The sequence below is a fragment of the Kitasatospora saccharophila genome, assembly GCF_039529925.1.
In the GTDB taxonomy this organism is placed as follows: domain Bacteria; phylum Actinomycetota; class Actinomycetes; order Streptomycetales; family Streptomycetaceae; genus Kitasatospora; species Kitasatospora saccharophila.
The window spans coordinates 1-20,512 of record NZ_BAAANS010000039.1; the positions used below are offsets into that span (position 1 = coordinate 1).

Consider the following 20,512-nt stretch of genomic DNA (forward strand, 5'->3'; position numbering starts at 1 on the left):
ACCGACATGACGGTCCGAGCATGCCTACCGAGCGACGGCCACACACCTCACCTGCGAAAACGTGACCCTACCTTCGGTTTGGGAATCGCTTCTCATCCCATGAAGGTCCTCCAAGCCCATGCCCACTGGCAGCGCGTCGTCGACACTGTCTGCTGGATCCGCGACCACGTCACCAACCCGATCTACTTGCGGCAGATCGACATCCCGGGCGTCGACACCAAGTTCATCGAGACCAACAAGGGGCTCCTCAGCGAGATCCTCGACGTCGTCCTGCCCGCGAGCCGGATCAATGCCGACGCGCCAAGGACGGATTTCGCCGCGCGCTACGGCTTCCTCAGCAAGCCCGTCTATGTACGGCTGCGCTACCTAGCCGACCAGCCGGGCCCATTCAGCGAACTCATCGTTCGGGCCGATGAGCTGACCGCCCAGCCCTCCGGCGTCCGCCGCGTCTTCGTGCTCGAAAACGAGATCACCTACCTGTCGCTTCCTCCCGTGCCGAATGCCATCGCCATCCTCGGCTCCGGCTACGCCGCCACACTCCTGCGCCATCTGCCGTGGCTTGCCGACGTCGATCTCAGGTACTGGGGGGACATCGACACGCACGGCTTCGCCATCCTGAGCCAGGTCCGCCGCCATTTCCCGCACACCCGATCGCTACTCATGGATCGGAGCACTCTGTTGACCCACAAGTCGCACTGGGGCGAGGAGAAGACCCAGACCATCGAAACGCCCGACCATCTCACGCCGGACGAGAGCGAACTGGAACGGGATCTGCGAATGGGCACCTACCAGCCGCGCCTTCGCCTCGAACAGGAGCGCATCCCGATCAGCACTGTCGAACGGGCTCTTGCGGGGCCGTGACGGAGTCGCTCCGACCTGCACCGGAGTGGTCGTGACCGACCTGTGCCCGGCAGGACCCGTCTGCTGACGGGTCCTGCCGGGCACAGGGTATGTCTAGGAGAGCGCCTCCCCGAGGCGGCTCAGGGCCTTGAGGCGCTCGGCGAGGGAGGCGTGCGCGTAGACCTTCATGGTCACGCCGACGTCGCTGTGGCCGGCGATCTCCCGAACGATGTGCGGGGGCACGCCGAGGTCGAGCAGCAGGGTGATGCAGGTGTGGCGGAGGTCGTGGAAGCGGAGGTCGTCCAGGCCCAGGCGACCGCGGACCGCGTGCCAGCTGCGGCGCAGGTTGTCCGGCTCGTACGGGGTGCCGATCCGGGACGGGAAGACGAGGTCGTTCTCCTGCCAGTCCATGCCGGCGGCGGCGCGCTCGACGGCCTGACGCTCCCGGTGGTCCACCAGGGCGGCGAGGACCGGCGCGGGCAGCGGCAGGGTGCGCTCGGAGGACAGCGTCTTGGGCAGGACGAGTCGCAGCTCGCCGTCGACCCGCTGGAGGTTGGTGCTCACCGTGAGGGTGCCGCGCTCCAGGTCGACCGAACTCCAGCGCAGACCGAGCAGCTCGCCCCGGCGCATGCCGAGCATCAGCGCGAACACGTAGAGGGTGTGCAGGCGGTGGCCGCTCAGCTCCTTGAGCACAAGCTTGGCCTGAGCGGTGGTCAGGCCCTTTCCGATCCGATAGTCGGGCGTGGGGACCTTCACGAGCTTGGCCACGTTCTTGTGGATCAGCTCCTCTCGGACGGCATGCTCCAGCGCGTTGCGGAGCACGGCGTGCACGGACTGGATCATCCGCGCGGACAGCAGCCGCTTGCAGCACTCACCTGCGGCACAGCAGATCGGCTTGGGCCGCTGCGCGTCCCAGCCGCCCTTGCAGCACTGGCACTCGGCGCGCACCCGGTTCAGCCAGACCCGGACCTCCTGGGCCCGCAGGTCGCGCAGCCGCTTGGTGCCGAGGCCGGGTATGAGGTGGACGCGGACCACGCTCTCGTAGCCCTGGTAGGTCTTGGGCCGGCGGTTGGGCAGGACCTCCTCGGCGAGCCAGTAGTTGAGGTACTGGCCGACGTTGGAGTCGGTGTCGGGCAGCGGGATGCCGTTGATAGCGTCGGCCTGCAGCTCGACGAGGGCGTTGTGGACCTCGTCCCAGGTCTTGCCGTAGATGGAGACCCGCTTGCGGAGGCCGGAGGTGGTGATCACGTACGCGCGGCCGTGGTAGCGGCCGTCCTTGCGAAGGGTGATGCTGCCCGCGCCGTTGGGGTTGCGCTTGGCCATCAGGCCGCCACCTCCGCGAGCTCGGCGACGAACGTACGCACGGCGGCAACCGGGACGCGGCGGGAACGGCCGATGGTCACCGAGGGCAGACGGCGGGTGCGGATGAGGTCGTAGACGGTGGAGCGGCCGAGCTGGAGCTGGGCCATGACGTCCGGGATGGTGAGCAGGAGCTGCTCGTGCGGGGCCGTGGGGTCGGCCGCGCCGGCCGGAGCGGCGACAGGTACCGAGACGAGGACCGGACCGCCGAGCGAGCCAGCGGCTTCGGCGGAGGTGAGCGACGGCGGCGCTGAGACCTTCGGCGAAGCAACGATCGAGAGTGCCATGCTAGGGACAGGACCCTTCAGTTGGCGGGCGCGCGAGCGCCCAGGTGCGGAGGGATCTGGCCCGGCAGGGGCGAAGGTTTGGCGACTGGACGCCTCTGCCGGGAACAGGAGAGAAGTCCCGACCGGCCCGATGCGGGGCGGCGGGTGACTGGGAAGAAGCTGTCGGCCCGAAGGCAGCACCGGGAAGTGGTCACCGGCGACAGCGTGGATGGACCGTCAGATCGGTCTGAGGGCCGCACTCGCGGCGGGCATGGCAGGTACGGCGAGACGGCCGAGGATGACCTCGGCCTGCGCCGGGCCAGTGGCAGTCTGGCCGACGGCATGGCGACGCGTGGACAGCACGCGGTTCCTTCCCCGGTGGTTGGTGGGCGGCAACCCGGCACCGTGGTTGATCGTCGTGGATGGGCGTTTCACGCGGTTGGTAGCCGCAGTGGGGTGTGACAGTAGCTCTGGATTCCGGCCGCACCAAATGGCACGGCGACGGCCGAGGGGTGCTCGGGCGGTCGGCCCGGAACGGGCTCGTTACTGGGCGGTCTCCGAGGACTCCAGGTAGGCGAATTCATCAGGCAGCGCGGGGGGCACGACCTCCAGTTCGCGCATGCGAGCACGCCAGTTGCGGAGCGACTGGATGTCTCGTGCGTGAATCCTGTCGAGCTCGGCGACCATGTCGAGGAACTTCGCCCGGTGCTCGGGATCTCTGGCCAGGGCCGCCTCGCGGCGCTTCTCCTCGCCCAGCTCGCGGCTGAGCATCGCGACCGAGACGAGGATGCCGTGTTCGCGGAACATGTTGAGCACGGTCTGCGTGGGCGCCTTCATCGCCTCCTCCCGCGACTCACCAGTCACCCAGGCCACCGCGTCCCACATCGACACTTCCCGCCCCGGCAGCACCTCGATGGTGGGCGCGGTGCCGAGGGGGAAGAGCATGGTGATCGGGGGCACGCCGAGGACCTCTGCAAGGACGAGAAGCTCGGCCACATCGACACTCGCCCGCCGGCCGCTCTCGAGGTTGGCGATCACAGTGCGTGGGATCGGGTACCCGAGCGCGGCGCAAGCGTCGGTGACGTCCTGGGCGCTCAGGCCGAGCTCCTTGCGCCGAGCTCGAAGAGCATCGGCGACGCGGGCTGTCACCTTGGACGGCCAGTCGGTCTGTGTCATGGATGCAAAATTAGCTCCGATTGTGTGTCGCCGCAAGTCCGTGGTAGGGATTGGGGCATCGACTCCTGACCTGCCGGACGAGGTGATCCCATGACTACACAGGAAGACCGGCCTGCTGTGTTGCAAGCCGAAGCCGAGTTCCCCAGACCTTCGCGCGGTGGCGCCTTCCGTCGCGCCGGCGCGTAGCCGAGCGGGCTCGCGCCCAAGCGCTGCCGGGAGACCGTGTCGAGCAGCCTCGCGACACCGGGCGGACCGCCCTGTCTGCCGTGAGCGGATGGGGCCACTTCGCGTTGGATCTTCGAGGGGGCTCGACATAGTGTCGAGCTCGCGCCGCCAAGCGGACGGTCGCTTCAACATCCTCTGCGCGGCTGGCAGTTGACCAGATCTGCTGCGGCCTCACCGAAGAGGCCACCCACCTACACCGAGGCCCTCGGTGCTACCAACACCGAGGGCCTCCACGGATCCCCTAACCGCCCATCCACGACGATCGACCGCGGTGACCGGATTGCCGTCCGAAATGTCACCGGGGAAGGAATCTCCGTGCCCAAGCGTACGACGCCGCGTGCCGCCAGCGCACGCCTTGTCTCGCACGCCTTCTCCCCGAAGGCGGGGTGGTAGGCCATGGCGCGCATCCGCACCATCAAGCCCGAGTACCCCGTCTCCGAAGACCTCGCCTCGGTCTCCCTGACCGCCGAGCGCACGTTCGTCTGCCTGCTCACCCAGGCCGACGACGAGGGACGCCACCGCGACAACGCGGCCGTCCTCAACGGCGCCCTGTGGTCGCTGCGGCCCGAGCACACCGCGCTCGACACCGAGGACGAGCTTCGCCAACTCGCCGAGACCGGCCTCATCTGCCGGTACACCGGCTGCGACGGGCGCCAGTACCTGCACGCCACCAAGTGGCACGAGCACCAGAAGATCTCCCACCCCACCCCCTCGCGCCTGCCCGCCTGCCCCGTCCACGAGCCCGCGGGCTGGTGCGGAAAGTGCAAGGCCAAGGGCAAGGGCTGCGCGCGCCCGGCTCCGGAGAACTTCCGGAGCCTTCCGGAACCGCTCGCGGCGCTCGCGGAGACCGTCCCCGCCCAACGGCCCTTCTCGGCCGACGTCGATCCCACCCCCGCAGCGGCCCGGCCAGTGCCCAATGTGGCAGATCCGAGCGAAAGTGCAGGTCAGACGGCTTGTCCGGAGTCCCTTCGGAGGGCTCTGGAGAACGTCGTGCCTGGACCATGGACCTTGGACCATGGATCTACCCCTGAAGGGGGCGGCTTCGCCGCGCCCATCCCGGCACCCTCGTCGGCAGCACCTGACCGGGTCGGCCCGGTCCTGGTCGCCGTGCCCACCGGCAAGCCGTCAGTGAACGCGGGCGACCTGGTGGCCGAGTACGTCGCCGGCTGCCCGAAGCCGGTACCGGCCAAGGTGCGGGGGCACCTCGGCAAGGTCATCAAGGAGCTGCTCGACGGCGGCACCGGCGACGACGACATCCGTGCCGGGCTGCGGCTGTACGCGGCGAAGCCGATGAGCCCGAGCGTGCTGCCGAGCATGGTCCACGAGGCGATCAACGCCCAGCCCGCCGCGCCCTCCCACGCCGGGCAGAGCGCTGCCCGGTCCCCGTACCGGCCCTTCGCCAACCCGGCCGACGCCCGCGACTACTACGAGGGGGACCTGTGACCAGCCTGCCCAACCCCCGCCGCGCGGACGAGCGTCGCGACCCGCAGCCGGCCTCCGGCGCTGTCCTGCGCCTGGAGCGGATGCTGGCCGCCAAGGGCATCGACCCTGACCGGCCACTGGCCGACGCCGACCAGCCCTCCACGGCGCTGGAGCTCGCCGACCGCCGCATCCCCCCGCGCTACCGCCTCGCCGAAGCCGACCACCCGGAGGTCACCACCTGGGTCCAGCAGGTCACCCTGGCCTGCCGACCCGGCCCCGGCGGCACCCCGGGCATCGCCCAGGGGCCCTCGCTCCTGATCGCCGGACCCACCGGCTCGGGCAAGACCCACCAGGCGTACGGCGCAATCCGCAGCCTGCTGAAGGCCGGTGTGCGTCTGCGCTGGACCAAGCTCACCGCCACCGAGCTGTACGCCTCCCAGCGGCCCCGCCAGGGCGCGGACCTCGAGCGGGAGATGCGCGATCTGATGGCCTGCTCGCTGCTGGTCCTCGACGACCTCGGCGCCGCCAAGGCGTCCGAGTGGACCGAGGAGCTCACGCTGCGGCTGGTCGACCACCGCTACGAGCACCTGCTCCCGACGATCTTCACCACCAACCTGGCGCCCGGCGACATCAAGAACGCCCTCGGCGACCGCACCGCCTCCCGCCTCGCGGAGATGTGCGAACGCGCGATTCTCACCGGCGCCGACCGCCGCAGGCGAAGCGCAGCCTGACCGGCGCCGGTTCCCCGCGCACCCCGGCCTCCCCGAACTGAACCCCACCACCGCCTTGCCGCTTCGGCACGCCCGCCTGCGGCGAGGCCACCCCTGGAGCACCACCGTTGACCAGCATCGCAATACCCCCTGCCCACACTCCGACCGTCCGGGTCACCCTCTGGGACCGCCTCGCCGTCGCCCTGCTCGGCGTCCTCGGCTTCGTCCTGTCCTACGACGCCCTGCGGCAGATGGCCGGCGCGACCCACGTGCGCGGACCGCTCACCTACCTCTTCCCGATCATCATCGACGGCTTCATCGCCTACGGCGTCCGAGCCCTGCTCGTCCTACGCGAGGCCCGCTGGCCCGCCCGCGCCTACGCCTGGACGCTCTTCGCCGGAGCGACCGCCACCAGCGTCTGGGCCAACGCCCTGCACGCCGTCCGCCTCAACCAACTGCCCACCACCGGCAGCGGGCTGAGGCTCACCGACACCGTCGTCGGTGTTCTGTCCACCCTCGCCCCGCTCGCCCTCGGCGGCGCCGTCCACCTCTACATCCTCATCGCCCGCCACGGCCACGACACCCCAACCGGTCCCGCTGAGCAGAACGCCCTTCCGCACACCGAGACTTCTGCCGACCTGGTGACCGCCGACCCCGAGCCGGAGTTCCAGCCGGAACGGGCGGAGGACCGCAGCGACGAGAACGCGCTCCTGACGCTCATGTCCGCAGCTGGACTTCTGCCCGCAGAGTGGCGCGACGCGCTGCCCGATCCCGAACCGGCAGAAGCCGACGACCGACCGGCCGATGCCCCGGACACCCGGGCCGAAGCCGCCGAAGGCGCCGCCGGGGCGGAGAGCAAGCCGATCGGGCGTCCGCCGGGCGCGCCGATGGAGCGGCTGCTGGAGGTGGGCCGCGCGGCGGTCGCCGCTGAGGGCCGTCTCACCCGCGCGATCGTCGAAAAGGCCGTGCGCGAAGCCGGCCTTCCGCTCGGCAGTACCCGCCTCACCGAGCTGATGCGAAAGCTCCGCGAGGAGCAACCCGACGAACAGAACCCTCCGCACCCCGAGGTCGGCTGACCGGTCCTGGTGTCCGGTTGTCCGGCCCGGTCGGTCAGCCGGACACCGACTTCTGCCGACCCACGGCCGCACTCAGCAGAAGGCCACCTCCGCCCGGTCACTGCACCCGGCCGGACTCGACTCGCACCGCGGACACCAGTCCCATGCGGCAGTCGGTCCCGGGAAGGCCGCGCCTGACACGTCGCCCATACCTGCGAACTCCGGCGCGGCCAAACCGGCAACCACCCGGACACTGCCCACCCGTACTCCCACCAGCCCGAATCGCCAGCCGCCACCGAGGAACGACACGCGTGAACGCCGTCCGACGAACCCTGCACAGCCTGCTCGGGAAGCCTGTAAGCTCCCAGGACCGCACCGGAGTTGACCGCCTCCCTGCCCCTGGCGGAGCAAGCGAGTGCGTACGGGGCCCCTACGGGGCCCCGTACGCGGACGTCCCCGCCCAGGAGGGCGTGGACGGGCCGGTGCTGCCGAGGGCGGCAGCACCGGAGCTTCACCGCGAGGGCGCGGCGAAGCAGGAGAAGCCCACCGACACGCCGTCCGAGCCCGCCGCCGACGCCGCCGACGTGCTGACGCCCCCCGTTGCCAGCCCTTCCGCGAGCGCCGCCCGCCGCGCACAGCGCGCCCCGAAGCGTCGCCGCCGTGACCCCGATAACCCCTTGCCGAAGAAGGTCGGCTTCCGCTGCACCGAAGCCCAGAAGGCGCGTATCGAGCAGTTGGCCGCCGCAGCCGAACTGAACGTTGCCGCCTACCTGGAGCGCCGGGCTCTGGCCGATGACTTCGTCGGCATCACCACCCGCGACGAGCGTCTGGAGCGGGCCATCGTGGCGCTCGACGCGGCACGCGGCCAGCTGGCGCCGGTCGGCAACAACGCTAACCAGATCGCCTACCGGCTCAACGCCGGCATCGGCGTCGAACCGGGCCCTGCGGCAGCCGTCCTCGACAGGGCCCTGGCCCTGGTCGTCGAGGTCCGGGCGGCCGTCGCGGAGGTCGACTCGTCGGCCATGCGCCTGGCGAAGGCGAAGCACCGATGATCAGCAAGCCCATACGCGGGTCCAAGACGCACGGCGCGCTCAAGTACCTCTTCGGTCCAGGCAAGGCCAACGAGCACACCGATGCGCATATCGTCGCTTCCTGGGGCGGCTTCGCGCCCGATCCCGGCCGCGACCCGGGCGACCCCGATGCCATCCTCGTCCAGCTGCGCGACGCGCTCGACCTGCACGTGGTCCGCTACGGCAAGCCGGTCACCCAGCACGTCTACCACCGGCCCGTGCGGGCGGACCCGACCGACCGCATCCTCAGCGACGAGGAGTGGGGCACCATCGCCCGCCGGATCGTGGCCGCCTCCGGGATCGCACCGGACGGCGACCGGAACGGCTGCCGCTGGATCGCCGTGCGCCACGCCGACGACCACATCCACATCCTCGCGACCGTTGTGCGGGCGGACCTCACGCAGGCCCGCCTGCGCGGTGACCAGTACCGCGTCGAGACCGAACTCACGAAGATCGAACGCGAGTACGGGCTCAAGAACCTCTCCGACACCCGCACCCGCGAATACCGGGACGCGATCCCCAAGCGCGCCAAGGGCGCGGAGTTGCACAAGGCCCAGCGCCTCGGCCGGGAAGGCACCGACCGCGACCGGCTGCGAACCGCCGTACGCCAGGCCCTGGCCGGGGGCGCGGACGAGGAGGAGTTCACTGCCCGGCTCGCTGCCAAGGGTGTGCTCCTTGCCGTGCGCCGCGCGCCGTCCGGCGACGTGACCGGCTACAAGTTCGCCCTCCCCACCGGCGACGAGAGCGCGCCGATCTGGTTCTCCGGCAGCAAGCTCGCCTCCGACCTCACCCAGCCGAAGATCCAGGCCCGCTTCGCGCTCGGCGTCGACGAACCCGCCTTCCCCACGCCCGACCCCCGCACCTGGCCCGCTGACGGCCGCCACCGGGCCAGCACCACCATCGAACGCGCCTACCCGGCCTTCGAGGACGACCAGGACGCCGCCCGCGCGGAGGCAGTAATCCGAGGCGGCCTCGAAGTCCTCGACACGCTCGCCGCCACCAGCCCAACCCTCAGCAGGAAGGAACTCCACCAGGCAGCACGGGCCCTGGAGTACACCCGCACCGCCCACACCCGCGCCGCCGGTGCCGACCTGCGCGCGATGCGCTCCGCCGCCCGCGAACTCCTCTACGCCGGACCCGCCACCGGCCGGGGCGAGGACGGCACGGCTGCCGCCACGGCCCTGACCAGCCTCGTCCTGCTCGCCATCATGATCGCCAAGTGGCACGCCGCCCAAGGCCACCGCCACCAGGCCGACGCCGCCCGCACGGCGGCCGACCACCTTCGCGCCGCCTACACCCGGCACGCGGCCAAGCCGATCGCCCACCTCACCCTCGAAGGCCGACTCCTCCCAAAGCCCGACCACGACCGGCAGGCCGACGCCGTCCGCCGCACCCTGCCCGCCGACCAGGCCACCCGCCTCCTCGCCGAGGAGAACTGGGCAGCCCTCGCCGCCACCCTCGCCCAGGCCGAAGCCGCCGGCCACAACCCGGCCACCCTGCTCACCAACGCCGCCGGGCGCCGCGAACTCGCCACCGCCGACTCACCCGCCGCCGTCCTCACCTGGCGCATCCGCCGCGACGCCAACCTCCCCGCCCCCGCACCGGCCGCCACCCCCGACGAACTGCGCACCAGGGCAGCCCGCGCCCGCACGACCAACCGCACCAACGGCACACCGGCTACCACGGCCATCACACCGCCGACGCCGGTCGCACCCGACCAGGTGCGCCGAACGCGCTGACCACCCAGGTGGGCGGGTACGGAGCCTCCGCACCCGCCCACCACCCCCCCAATCCCGCCCAGCACGGACGTCACCCGCCAGCCGCTGGCGAAAGCAGGACCAGCCAACGAAGCGGACCGCCGCGAGGAATCCGGCGTGGCCGGAGCGCCACAACTGACCTGTAGCAAGGTGACGGTGTCGATTCGATGTCCTTCTCGCTGGGAGGGATCCATTCCGACAGCGCACGTCGTATGGTCCCTTGCTGCCCCGCTGCCAACCCGAAGGGACCGCATGACCGACTACGACCACGACTTCTACAACCCCACCCCCGAACCCGCGCGTGCCGTCATCCGCGCCGTCCCGCACCCCGCCGAGCTCAACCCGCGCGGCTTCAGCATCACCTGCACCGGCTGCGGCGCCCGCCGCGACTGGCTCCTCCTCGCCGTCCACGACCAGATCTTCGTCCGCTGCCGCTGCGCCCACGAATGGCGCGAGCCCGACCTCACCCGCGCCGACTTCGACGAGCACTACACCGAACCCGAGCACGAGTGGGACGACTTCGACACCGCCATGAGAGCCCTCGCCTTCGACGGGATGATGGCCGGAGCGATCTGGAACGAGTAGGCCGAACTGGTGCGGGGACGCCACCGAACCGGTGGCGCCCCCGCGGCGAGCATGTCCGGCGGCGAGATCAACCGAGGGACGCGCCGTCCAGGTATGCCTGCACGGGCTCGAAGATCCCGTAGGGCACGTACGCGGGGATCTCAGCAGGAGAGACCCAGGCAAGCTCGGCTACTTCGTCGGGAGCCGCTACCTGCGCCTCCCCGGTCTGGGCCGCGCAGGCTACGTAGAACAGCCGCCGCCCGGTCTTCGGGTGGATACGGTCGCCCAGGAGCCTGACGGCTACCACGCTCAGGCCCGTTTCCTCCCGGGTCTCACGGACGGCGGCCTGCAACGGCGTCTCCCCGGCCTCGATCTTGCCGGCCGGGAACTGCCAGGACAGCTCCCCCTCGCTGACCAGGCGCCGCACCATCAGCACGCGGCCCTTGTGAACCACGATCGCAGCGGCGATACCGGGCACCCTGTCGGACGTCTGCGTCACGCCTACTCCTTCCGCGAGAGGTGGCGCCGAGATCGGAGCATCGGTGGCTCCTTTCAGGAAAGGATCTCGCGTCCGAGTACCGCTTCGACCGCGCGTTCGTGAACGAGCCCGGCCCGGACGAGGCGTGCGTCAGCGGTCGAGCAGTCGATGATCGTCAGGTGGTTGGCGGCCGGGCAGACACCGCCGTCCAGGATCACGGTCGCCTTGACGCCCGTGAGGCTCAGGAAGTCGGCGACCTCCTCGGGCGAGATCGCTGGCCCGCGCGCGTCGATGCCCGCATCCCCGGAGATGTTGACAGTGGTCGCGGCGATGGGCGTGCGGGTCAGCGAGGCCAGCATCCCGAGTGGGCCCGGGGAGTTGGTGACGAGGGCCGGAGTACCGACGGCAGAGTGCCGAGCGCCCTCGTCGGCGTCACGCCACGGCAGGAGGAGGGCCAGATCGCCCGGCCAGAATGCCTCCGCCAGCCTGCGGGCCTCGTCGGAGATCACGAAGCGTTGTTCGCAGTCCGCCAGGGACGGGGTGACGAGGACGAGGGACTTGGCGGCGGGCCGCCGCTTGCCTTCGAAGATGCTCCGGCAGGCGGGCGCGTTGGTGGCGTCGGCACAGATCATGTACCACCGCGAGGTGGGGACGATGACCAGCTCGCCGGCTTCGAGGGCGCTGGCGGCTCGGTCGAGCTGGTCGGTTGGGATCTGCTGCATGAACACTCCGCTTTCAAGATCGGCGAGTTGGATCAGGTCTGGCTCGGCAGTAGTGCTTCCAGCGGCTGTCGTGCACGGGGGCGCTGCGGGAGGTTCCTACGAGGACGCCGCGGCCTGGTGCAGCCCGGCGAGACCCGGGTAGTCCAGCCATGGGTCCCGCAGTGACTGGAGTCGGTGTTCGGCATGGGCGACGTGCGACACGCGGTAGTACGCCATGGTCCGGGGTTCGCGGCTGAGGTTGCGGCCCACAGCGTGCGGCACGAGGTGGTGCATGAGCAGGACGTCTCCGGGTGCCCCGAGGAACGGTGTGCCGGTCCGGGCGTCGACGTCCGGGGGGACCTGGTCGGTGATGCCGAGGGACCACTGGTCGCGGAACCACTCGGACATGGTCAGGTGTCCGCCGGACTGGTAGCGCAACGCTCCGCCGGTCGGGTCCGTGATGTCGGAGAGCACTACGCCGACGAGGAGCGAGAAGGTCCGCAGTTCGTCGGGATCGAGGTGGGGGCAGGCGACGCCGTCGACGTGCATCGCCTTCTCGGGTTGCGACTCGGGGAGCTGCGACTCGGGGATGCGGACCTGGATCTGCGTGGTTGAGACGGGCAGGAAGTCTCCGAGCAGCGCACCGGCGAGAGCGGCTGCCCCGGAGCTGGAGAAGAGGCCCAGCAGATCGGGGTGGCCGCCGAGTTCAGGGGCGAAGGTGCGCTGGGTGTAGGAGTGGATGAGGGCAGGGTCCATCGACTCTCGGAGCCAGTCGTCGACGAGCGCACGAGCGCGAGCGACGAGATCGGAGCCAACGGCGCCGCGCTTGATGAGCAGGCCGTCACGTATGAAGGCGCTCTTCTCAGCAGGGGTGAGGGCCATGGGAACTCCTGACGAAGGCGGGCCGCTGCGGGCGGTGAGGGAGAAGCTGGGTGAGGACTCCGGCAGCCGAGTCCAGGGCGCTCTCGACGATCGCGTGGCCGACGTCGGGGGATGCTGCTCGCGGGTCGCCGCCGATCACCCCGCAGGCCGCGATGGCGCTGTCACCGGAGTTCCACGGCCACGTCGCCCCACGGTCGAGCACCCGACGGTCGATCTCCCTGCGCCGCCCTCCGTCGGCACTGAAGTCCACGGGGAAACGGTCGAGACGGACGTCCTCGGGAGCGAGGGCGAGCATGAGCGAGGTCTCGCGGTGGCCGGCGTGGATCTCCGGCAGCTCGCCCTCGTTTCGGAAGGCCGACAGCGAACTCGGGTGGATCACACAGGCGGCGAGCGCGTACCGGTCCTGCAACTCGTAGAGTGCGGCCTCCAGGACGCCGCGGTTGCCGCCGTGGCCGTTGACGATCAGGAGGGTCCGGGCAGGGGTGGATCGGACGTAGCCGCCGACCACCGCATCGAGCAGCGACATGAAGCTCGCCACCCGGAGCGAGACCGTCCCGGGCGACCAGATGTGTTCCAGCGACAGGCCGTACGGGATCGCCGGCAGCGCCCACAGGTCGTGGTGGTCGCCGTAGCGCTCGACCAGCCGAGTGGTGAACTGCTCCGCGATGACCGTGTCCGTGTTCAACGGCAGGTGGGGGCCGTGCTGTTCGACGGAGCCGATCGGCAGGCACAGCACAGATCCGGCACCGAGCTCGGCAGCGACGTCCGGGGCGGCAAGCCGACCGTACTGCCGAGCCGTCGCTGCGGCTGGCGTCACGTCTTGCTCCGGCGGCCGATCCGGATGAGGAACTCGTTGTCCTCGAGGAACGTGTCGTCGCTGCTGTGCTCGGCGAGGGCGGCCCGGACGGCGGTCTCGAACTCGGCGAGTCGATCGCCGAAGAGGTGGGGTGCGGCGAAGCTGGTCGAGTAGAGATAGCCGAGGATGCCCTCGGTGGTCCAGGTGCGCTGGACCGGCACCCGGACCTCTTCGACCTGGTTGAACGGGGATTCCTCCATGATTTCGCTGTAGGGCCGGTTGTGGTGCTTGAAGGTGCTGCTGCCGGCCCGGCGTTCCTCTCCGAGGAACTCCTGGACGACCGCACGCACGGACTGCTTCCAGGGGCTGTCCGCGGCCCAGAAGCTGTTGTCCCCGAAGATCGCGACCGCGCCGTCCGGCGCGACCTGGTCGTCGAGGAGTGAGAGGACGGTGGCCTGGTCGAGCCAGTGGAAGGCCCGGCAGATCGTGACGAGGTCGGCGAGCCAGCCCGTCGGAGGCGTGAAGTCCTCGGCCGTGGACTCGACGAATGCCAGGGCGGTCCCGTCCGGCAGCGCGGGGCGGAGAGCCGACTCCGCCGCCGCGAGCATCTCGGCGTCGTTGTCGATCGCGATGATGTCGTCGAACCGGTCCAGCAGGGCCTCGGCAACCAGGCCGGTGCCGGTGCCGACGTCCAGGAGCCGGCGAGGGCTGCTCTTCGGTGCGGCCTGGTCCAGGACAGCGGCGACCTCCTCCGGGATACCCGGGCGGTACTGGCGGTAGTAGCCGACGGTGCCGGTGAACAAGCTCATGGAAGCCTCCGTGCGAGTAGATGACGTACGTGCTGCACAGCATCAGCGAGATCGTTGGCCACCAGCACGCCATGTCCAACGAGTGACGTTTCGTCAGGAACCGTACGCCCGTGGGACACCCACACGGCGCGCAGTCCTGCGTCCGTGGCTCCTCGAATGTCGCACTCCCAGTCGTCGCCGACGTGGATGATCTGCGAGGGCGACACCTGGTGCGAGTCGGCGACCGCCCAGAAGGCCCGGCGGTCCGGCTTGGCGTAGCCGGTACGGCACGAGGGGAAGTGGCCACTGACCCAAGGGGACAGGAGCTTGAGGAGTCGCTCGGGGTCGGCCTCCGTGCATGTGACGTTCGACAGGGTCACGACGGTCGCCTCCCGGCTGAGTTCCTGCAGCGCATCGACCGTCCCCGGGAACAGCACGAGCGGCGTCACCGGAAGGTCTCGGGGGAAGGCCGAGGGCTCGATGCTCAGGGCACGGCACACCCGGTCGACCACCGCATCGGTGATCTCGGGCGCGGTGTGCAGGACGTCGCGCATGATGCGTCGGGCTTGCTTCGGGCCGAGCGGCGAGGCGGCGGCCAGGTGGGCGGCGAGACCTGGTCCCTGCGCGTTCCCCAGCGTGCCTCCGATGTCGAGGCTGATCAGCGATCGGACGGGCTCCATCAGGCGGTCTCCATTCCGGTGACGGGCAAGGCGGAGACGATCGCCTCGATACGCGCCGTACGGATCGACTCCGTTGTGGCCTCTCCGAGGAAGGTGAGCGCATACCGCGTCTCTGCCTGATCGAGCGCGTCCAGGTCGCGTCCGTGCCTCTGGGCCGCCTCCGCAAGGTCCGTCGGGATGGTGCGCGGACGCAGCCCGTGCGGCAGGTGAAGCATGCCCGACCAGACGGGCGCTGGCACCGGCACCCGATGCATCGGCCGCAGGACGGTGACGTCGTCGAGGCTGATGATGCGCACTGGCGCGCGCCCATCGCCGAGGTCGAGTTCGCCGGACAGGAAGGTGTCGTGGCCATCGAGGCGGTGGTCGAGCACGAGGAGGGGGCCCTGTTCGTCGTGCCGGGTTGTGCCACGGACGGGAAGGCTCTCGCTGCTCCGGGTCATTGGGGTCTCCGTGGTTGGGTGCCGAGGCCGGGGGTTCGGGGCGAGGGGAGATGGCCGTGCTCGGGTGTCCAGGGTTCGGCGTAGAGGGTCTGGCGGCGGGGCTCCCACTGACGGCGGTACTCGACGGCAGGTACGGCGTCGGGGAAGGCCGCCGCCAGGTGGATCCCCGGCACCATCGAACGGCCGTGGGGGTAGACGGGGATGCCGACCTTGCGAGCCGCCGCAACGATCTCGACAGCTCGGGTGAGCCCGCCACACCCGACGACGTCGATGGTGAGCGCCTTCGGCCTCACCTGGTCGAACAGCATGGGCAGGTCCTCGTCCGGCCGCAGTCGCTCCCCTACGGCCACGGGCAGGCCGGCATTGGCAAGGCGGTGGTAGATCCGCAGGTAGTGCTCCGGCAAGGGGTCTTCCAGCCAGGTGAGTGCCGGATTGTCGAATCGCTTCGCGAACGCAGCGGCGAGCTCGGGACTCCACGTTCCGACCGCGTCGACGGCGAAGCCGTTGCCGAGGATCTCGGCTGCCCGGTCCACGGACTGGAGAAGGTGACTCGCTTCGGTGGCGGTGGTGGAATCCGGTCGTCGCCGGAGACCCCACTTGGTGAAGGCCCAGCCCTCGTCGGCGACTTGGGTCAGGGCACCCGGCGCGGGAGGGCCGCTGAGATCAAGGCGGAGCCACGAGGCGTACGCCGGTACGGACGTGCGGCTCGCTGCCGGGGCCAACAGGTCGGCCACTGGCTGATCGGCCAGACGTCCGTGGAGATCCCACAGAGCACAGTCCACTGCTCCGACGGCCCACTCGGCCACGCTGCCGACCAGTCCGCCGGCCGCGACCTGCAGTCGTGCTCGGTGGCCGTCGTGGTCGGTCACGAGGTGACCGATCGCAGCGTGGGACAGCACGTCGACAGCGCGGCCGACGGGCTCGCTGACTGGGCCGTACCAACCTGTCTGACCACCGCCGTGCACGGTGACGAAGACGGTGTCGTCCCCGGCAGCGGCGCCTGCTCCGACCAGCATAGTTTCGACCTTGTCGATAGTGACGTCCATCAGCACGCCACCTTCCGCGAGGCGGTCAGCTTGCAGGCGGCCTGGAGCAGACCAGCCGGGTCGAGGCCGAGTTCACCAGCGAGCGCTGCCTGGGGCATCGGCCCAGGGGGCTCGCGCCAGCCGATGACTTCGACGGGACGGCCGAGCCGTCCGGCGAGCAGTCCCCAGACGGCAGCCGGATGGCCCAGCGTGGCCACGAGGACCGCAGCGTTCTCGCCGAGGTACGTCGCTGTCTCGGCCGCCGACAGACCCCTTGGCCAGATCTGCGGATCTCCGAGGACCGTCAGGTCCAGTACGCCCACGACGCGGATCCGGCAGCCCAACTGGGCTCGGATCACGGGAACCGCCGCTGTGGTGGCCTCCGCAGGAAGATCGCCTGCAACCAGGATGGTGAGCTCGGGCTCGCCTTGATCGCTCAGGTGGGGCCAGACCGCCAAGCCCCGTGCCAGTTCCTGCTCGATGGTCTCGTCCGGCTGCCGTGTCGTCGCATGCTTGCCGGCGACCACCACGTTGACGCGGCCGGTCGACCCCAGCGCCTCGTCCAGAACGAGGGCCGCCCTCGCAGGGTCCGCCGGGGTCAGCACCCGCACGACCGGATCGCATGTGGCCAGCAGAGCAGTCGCCAGGGAAGGATCGCCGTGCGTGTAGACGTTGTGCCACCCGTACGAGGTCAGCAGCAGGTTGAGACTCGGTGCGGGGGCTCCGGCGGTGAGCCGGCGGTGCTTGAGGTGGCCGACGACTCCGGAGGTCAGGAGCGGCGCGAAAGCCTCGTAGGACACCAGGACACCGCGTCGGCCACCGGCGAGCCAGCCGCACAGCCATCCCAGCAGGACCTCCTCCGCCAGGACCTCGGACACCCACGGCTCATCCTGAAGCGCACCGAGGCGGTTCGAGGCGAGCTCGTCAGGGCTGAAGAGGCGGAAACCCCCTGCGACGGCGTGGTTGCGAAGAACTTGGCTCACGGCGTGCCCGAAGTCGTCGCCACCCCGGGCCCGACGGGATACGGGCTGGATCGCGGTCGGCTGAGAGAGCGGGGCTGCCGGGCGCCGCCCTGCCGTTTCGAGTGCGCCGGCCAGCTCTCCGGTCGGGCGCCCGTCGGTGTCGAACAACTCTGCCGGCCGGTACGAGGCGAGCCACTTCCCCAGGAGCTCTCGCTGGCGGCCGTCTTCGTGTGCCAGGCCGAGCGGTGTCTTGTGGGCGCCAGGTGTGCCGAGTACGGGCCGTTCACCAATCCGCTCTGGCCCGCTCCAGCCCTTCACGCACCGCAGGAAGACGGCGGCGCGCACACCGTCCACGGCCTGCCCCACGGACTCCAGGAGAGCCTGCCGGAAGGACTCATGCTCTTCGCGGGAGGCAGCGGACACGTGCACCACGCGGCTCTGCCAGCCCAGCCCGGCCGCGTATCCGGCGACTTCCCCGTCCGTCATCGCTCCCAGCAGGGACCGGTCGCCCATGCGGAAGCCGTTGACGTGGACGATCGGGACCACCGCACTCGCGGGCAACGCCCGTGCCGCGAGCCAGGAGGCCGCCGTGGTGGGCGTTTCGCACTCGCCGTCCCCGATGATCGGGAGAACGACGCGGTCAGGCGCGTCCAGTGCGAGCCCGTGGCCGAACGCCAAGGCGCCACCGAGACAGCCCCCGGGAGCCGTCCCCGCTGTGAGCAGGGGATGAACCTCTGACCCCAGGCCGTCCACCTCCGGAAAGTCGTGGGCCAGACGCGCCAGGCCCGCAGCGTCCCGGGAGTACTGCGGACGTACAGAGGCGAGCTCTCCCGACAACCACGCGAAGGCCAGCTGCACCACACCCGCATGGCCGGCGCCAAGCACGGGGACGAGCGTCCGGTCAGGAGCCGCCTCCCCCGTTGCGAGCGCCGTGTGGGCAAGGGCCCACGCAGTCCCTGGCACCGTTCCCCAGTGGCCCGCCGGCCGGCGCTTGATGTGGTGGGCTCGCAAGGGCTCCGCCAGGAGAACGTTCTTATCGAGGTGCAGGAGCACCACCGACACGTACACGGCGGCCCTCCAGAGCGCATCAGCCCGGCTCAGCACGGGGGCACCAGGCTCTCGCCGTCGAAGGTGAAGTACCACAGCGGCCGGTAGCACTCCCAGGCTGCCGGACGGAGCCCGATCGGGCTCACGATCCGCTCGATCTCGCGACGCGCTCGAAGGTAGAACTCCAGTGAGTCCGACCCACCGGCCCGCAGGCCAGCCATGATCGAGTTGTGCGCCTGGTAGACCTGGAAGTTCGGGAACTCGGTGACGAACGGCATCAACTTGGACACCCCGTCGCTGAGTTCCGCGAGGCTGTCCAGACCGACTATGTAGGTGAACGACGTGGCATGACCGGCCGCCATCGCCCGCCGGAGGACCTCGGGCATCTCCTCGGCCGTCAGCACCGCCTTGCTGGCCTTGAGCAGCAGGTCCCGCCGGCTGAAGCACTCGGCGGTCAGCCGGAGCACGAACGGCGTCACGCGCTGGGCCAGTTCCTCGAAAGCGCTGGCGCTCCGGATCACCGAGGTGAGGAAGCCGATCCGGGCGCCGATTCCGTGGGCGCTGAGCACCTGACGCAGTCCGATCAGGTGGTCGACGGCAGCCCGCTCGCGCTCGAAACAGCCGGTCGACACGGTGACTTCGCGTAGTTCGGTCAGGTCCCGGTGGGGGTGCTGTTCGACCATGGTGGCGAGCAACTCGGTCAGCTCCCGTTCCTCGGCGAGCCGGGGGTCTGCTGCCGCCTCCAGCGTGTTCGGGCAGAACGCGCACCCCACGCAGCGGCTGCGGGCGTTGGGGTTGAGCGTGGCGGCGCGACCGTCATCCCGGAAGTACCCGCCGACCGCCTCGTCGGCGGCGACCCGCTCGACGGTGGCGATCGGGCTGCCGGCCAGCATGAGGTCGTCGCCCTCCAGCCTGAACGGCGATGCCTCGGCGTTGAGCGGGACGATCACCATCCACGAGACCTCGGGCCGGGTGGCCATGCGCACTGCGACTCGGGCCCGGTGGCGGGCGTGGACGGAGGAAATGCCGAATAGGTTGATCGCCATGAGTAGTGCGTCCTCGACCGGCACGCCGAAGCGGTCCGCCAGGCGTTCGACGTGCGGGAGGGTGAGCGCTGCTGTTGATGAGTCTCCAAGGACTGCCGTCATGATCCGTTCTCCGTCGGTGTCTGGACCCGGCCTGGGATGAGTCGTCCGCCTGTGCGCCGTGCTGGACATGCCGTCCTCCCCACCGCTATCTGGGAGGATCAGCCCGTGCGGGCCTGCCGGGTTCCGTCCGGCAGGCCCGCACGGTCTCTCTTCCGCCTACCGCCCCGGGTAGGGCGGCTGCGGGGTCGGCGGTGCCGGCGGCGGCGGGGGAGGTGGCGGCGGAGGCTGCGGCGCCTCCAGGCGAACGCTGGTGAACGTCATGGCTGTGTTCCCTTCTGATCAGCGGTGCGCGATGGTGCCGGGCCTGGCATCGTTGTCAGGCCCCGGTTTCGACCGCGGGCTCACGTAGTGGCTCGCGGTCGGGCTCGTGGTCGGCCGCCAGGGCGGGGCCCGAGTGATCAGCGCTGAGCTGGTGGTGTGCCGTGACTCCGAGGAGCGTCAGAACGATCAGGTGTCCGAGTGCCCACAGCCAGGCGAGCGCGGCACCCAACGGGTCGTGGTGCGCGCCCCGGTGTCGGGCCGGCGGCGCGTGGTGGGCGGTCACGCTGCATCAGCTCCGACTTCGGCCCAGACGACCTTGCCGCTGCCACCCTCCTCGACGCCCCAGCGCCGGCACACCGCCTCGACCAGGAAGAGCCCACGGCCGTGCTCCGAGGTCGACTTGGAGTGTTCGACGCTGGGCAACTGCGGGCTTCCGTCCGAGACCTCGATCCTCAGCCCGCAGGGGCAAGGAACGAGGCGGACATCGAAGCAAGTGCAGCCCGCCGCGTCACTGTGCAACACGACGTTGGCCGAGAGTTCGGAAGCAATCAGCTCGGCATCGTCGATCAGCAAGGCGTCGAATCCCCAGGCGTCAGCGATCCGCCTCACCGAGGTCCGGATCAAGGGCACGGAACGGGCGGACAGGACGAACCTCATCTGCACCGAGACGCACCGGACTTCTTCGGTCTGTGTGCTTCGCGTGGGCACGCTGCTGTCGCCCAGGACGAGGCTGCCCAGTGCCTGACGGGTGTGAGGACGCTCAGAGTCCGGGTGGAGGGTGACCGTCTCCTCCGGGGCGGGTGCAGCGGCCTGTCGGCCGCGACGTTCCATCGCCATGTGCCCCTCCTCGTCTCGTAACA

Annotated in this window: 21 protein-coding genes; 7 read left to right on the forward strand and 14 right to left on the reverse strand. The window is 70.4% G+C overall.

Annotation, left to right across the window (positions count from 1 at the left end):
* Positions 1-861: Wadjet anti-phage system protein JetD domain-containing protein (locus ABD345_RS25800; protein WP_344555086.1), on the forward strand; the 861-nt coding region annotated here is incomplete at its 5' end.
* A 93-nt stretch (positions 862-954) separates the two neighbouring features.
* On the opposite strand, the gene ABD345_RS25805 is transcribed toward ABD345_RS25800, so the two are convergent.
* The 3 genes from ABD345_RS25805 to ABD345_RS25815 all read right to left on the reverse strand — a co-directional run bounded on the left by ABD345_RS25805 (position 955) and on the right by ABD345_RS25815 (position 3,641).
* The gene (locus ABD345_RS25805; protein WP_037600951.1) at positions 955-2,163 is read right to left on the reverse strand and encodes a tyrosine-type recombinase/integrase; all 1,209 of its coding nucleotides are present in this window, start codon (positions 2,161-2,163) and stop codon (positions 955-957) included.
* Positions 2,163-2,330, reverse strand: coding sequence for a helix-turn-helix domain-containing protein (locus ABD345_RS25810; protein WP_037602464.1), 168 nt, complete (start codon positions 2,328-2,330; stop codon positions 2,163-2,165). The genes ABD345_RS25805 and ABD345_RS25810 overlap by 1 nt, the downstream gene beginning before the upstream one ends.
* Positions 2,331-3,008: 678 nt before the next feature.
* Positions 3,009-3,641, reverse strand: coding sequence for a helix-turn-helix domain-containing protein (locus ABD345_RS25815; protein ID WP_037600953.1), 633 nt, complete (start codon positions 3,639-3,641; stop codon positions 3,009-3,011).
* A 621-nt stretch (positions 3,642-4,262) separates the two neighbouring features.
* On the opposite strand from ABD345_RS25815, the gene ABD345_RS25820 reads away from it, so the two are divergent.
* The 6 genes from ABD345_RS25820 to ABD345_RS25845 all read left to right on the forward strand — a co-directional run bounded on the left by ABD345_RS25820 (position 4,263) and on the right by ABD345_RS25845 (position 10,465).
* Positions 4,263-5,309, forward strand: coding sequence for a hypothetical protein (locus tag ABD345_RS25820; protein ID WP_037600956.1), 1,047 nt, complete (start codon positions 4,263-4,265; stop codon positions 5,307-5,309).
* Positions 5,310-5,389: 80 nt separating this feature from the next.
* Positions 5,390-6,019, forward strand: a complete 630-nt coding sequence (locus ABD345_RS25825) for an ATP-binding protein (RefSeq protein ID WP_051942807.1) — start codon at positions 5,390-5,392, stop codon at positions 6,017-6,019.
* 107 nt (positions 6,020-6,126) lie between these two features.
* Complete coding sequence (locus ABD345_RS25830; RefSeq protein ID WP_051942575.1) at positions 6,127-7,074, forward strand: DUF2637 domain-containing protein; 948 nt, start codon at positions 6,127-6,129, stop codon at positions 7,072-7,074.
* 449 nt (positions 7,075-7,523) lie between these two features.
* Positions 7,524-8,105 (forward strand): plasmid mobilization protein, encoded by a 582-nt coding sequence (locus ABD345_RS25835; protein ID WP_051942576.1) that lies wholly within the window; start codon positions 7,524-7,526, stop codon positions 8,103-8,105.
* The gene (locus tag ABD345_RS25840; protein WP_344555095.1) at positions 8,102-9,862 is read left to right on the forward strand and encodes a relaxase/mobilization nuclease domain-containing protein; all 1,761 of its coding nucleotides are present in this window, start codon (positions 8,102-8,104) and stop codon (positions 9,860-9,862) included. The genes ABD345_RS25835 and ABD345_RS25840 overlap by 4 nt, the downstream gene beginning before the upstream one ends.
* Positions 9,863-10,132: 270 nt before the next feature.
* Entirely contained in the window at positions 10,133-10,465 is a 333-nt protein-coding gene (locus ABD345_RS25845; RefSeq protein WP_051942577.1) for a hypothetical protein, read from the forward strand.
* A 67-nt stretch (positions 10,466-10,532) separates the two neighbouring features.
* On the opposite strand, the gene ABD345_RS25850 is transcribed toward ABD345_RS25845, so the two are convergent.
* From ABD345_RS25850 to ABD345_RS25900, 11 genes are all read right to left on the reverse strand, one after another.
* Positions 10,533-10,943 carry an NUDIX hydrolase gene (locus tag ABD345_RS25850; RefSeq protein WP_037600962.1) on the reverse strand — a complete coding sequence of 137 codons (411 nt, stop codon included), beginning with the start codon at positions 10,941-10,943 and terminating at the stop codon, positions 10,533-10,535.
* Between the two features lie 53 nt (positions 10,944-10,996).
* A complete protein-coding gene (locus ABD345_RS25855; protein WP_037602476.1) occupies positions 10,997-11,644 on the reverse strand; it encodes an L-threonylcarbamoyladenylate synthase in 648 nt (215 codons plus the stop codon).
* 96 nt (positions 11,645-11,740) lie between these two features.
* Positions 11,741-12,505 (reverse strand): phytanoyl-CoA dioxygenase family protein, encoded by a 765-nt coding sequence (locus ABD345_RS25860; protein WP_344555099.1) that lies wholly within the window; start codon positions 12,503-12,505, stop codon positions 11,741-11,743.
* A complete protein-coding gene (locus ABD345_RS25865; protein WP_084713125.1) occupies positions 12,486-13,322 on the reverse strand; it encodes a creatininase family protein in 837 nt (278 codons plus the stop codon). Before ABD345_RS25865 ends, ABD345_RS25860 begins: the two co-directional genes overlap by 20 nt.
* Positions 13,319-14,110 (reverse strand): methyltransferase domain-containing protein, encoded by a 792-nt coding sequence (locus ABD345_RS25870; RefSeq protein WP_037600966.1) that lies wholly within the window; start codon positions 14,108-14,110, stop codon positions 13,319-13,321. The genes ABD345_RS25865 and ABD345_RS25870 overlap by 4 nt, the downstream gene beginning before the upstream one ends.
* Positions 14,107-14,769, reverse strand: coding sequence for an HAD family hydrolase (locus ABD345_RS25875; RefSeq protein WP_051942579.1), 663 nt, complete (start codon positions 14,767-14,769; stop codon positions 14,107-14,109). The genes ABD345_RS25870 and ABD345_RS25875 overlap by 4 nt, the downstream gene beginning before the upstream one ends.
* Positions 14,769-15,209 carry a hypothetical protein gene (locus ABD345_RS25880; RefSeq protein ID WP_344555103.1) on the reverse strand — a complete coding sequence of 147 codons (441 nt, stop codon included), beginning with the start codon at positions 15,207-15,209 and terminating at the stop codon, positions 14,769-14,771. The genes ABD345_RS25875 and ABD345_RS25880 overlap by 1 nt, the downstream gene beginning before the upstream one ends.
* Positions 15,206-16,255: an enolase C-terminal domain-like protein gene (locus ABD345_RS25885; protein WP_157596888.1), complete on the reverse strand. Its 1,050-nt coding sequence runs from the start codon at positions 16,253-16,255 to the stop codon at positions 15,206-15,208. The genes ABD345_RS25880 and ABD345_RS25885 overlap by 4 nt, the downstream gene beginning before the upstream one ends.
* On the reverse strand, positions 16,255-18,264 hold the full coding sequence (locus tag ABD345_RS25890) for a phosphoketolase family protein (protein ID WP_344555107.1): 2,010 nt from the start codon (positions 18,262-18,264) through the stop codon (positions 16,255-16,257). The genes ABD345_RS25885 and ABD345_RS25890 overlap by 1 nt, the downstream gene beginning before the upstream one ends.
* A 29-nt stretch (positions 18,265-18,293) precedes the next feature.
* Positions 18,294-19,391, reverse strand: a complete 1,098-nt coding sequence (locus ABD345_RS25895; protein WP_051942582.1) for a hypothetical protein — start codon at positions 19,389-19,391, stop codon at positions 18,294-18,296.
* 540 nt (positions 19,392-19,931) lie between these two features.
* Positions 19,932-20,489 carry an ATP-binding protein gene (locus tag ABD345_RS25900; protein ID WP_051942583.1) on the reverse strand — a complete coding sequence of 186 codons (558 nt, stop codon included), beginning with the start codon at positions 20,487-20,489 and terminating at the stop codon, positions 19,932-19,934.
* Between the last annotated feature and the right edge of the window lie 23 nt (positions 20,490-20,512).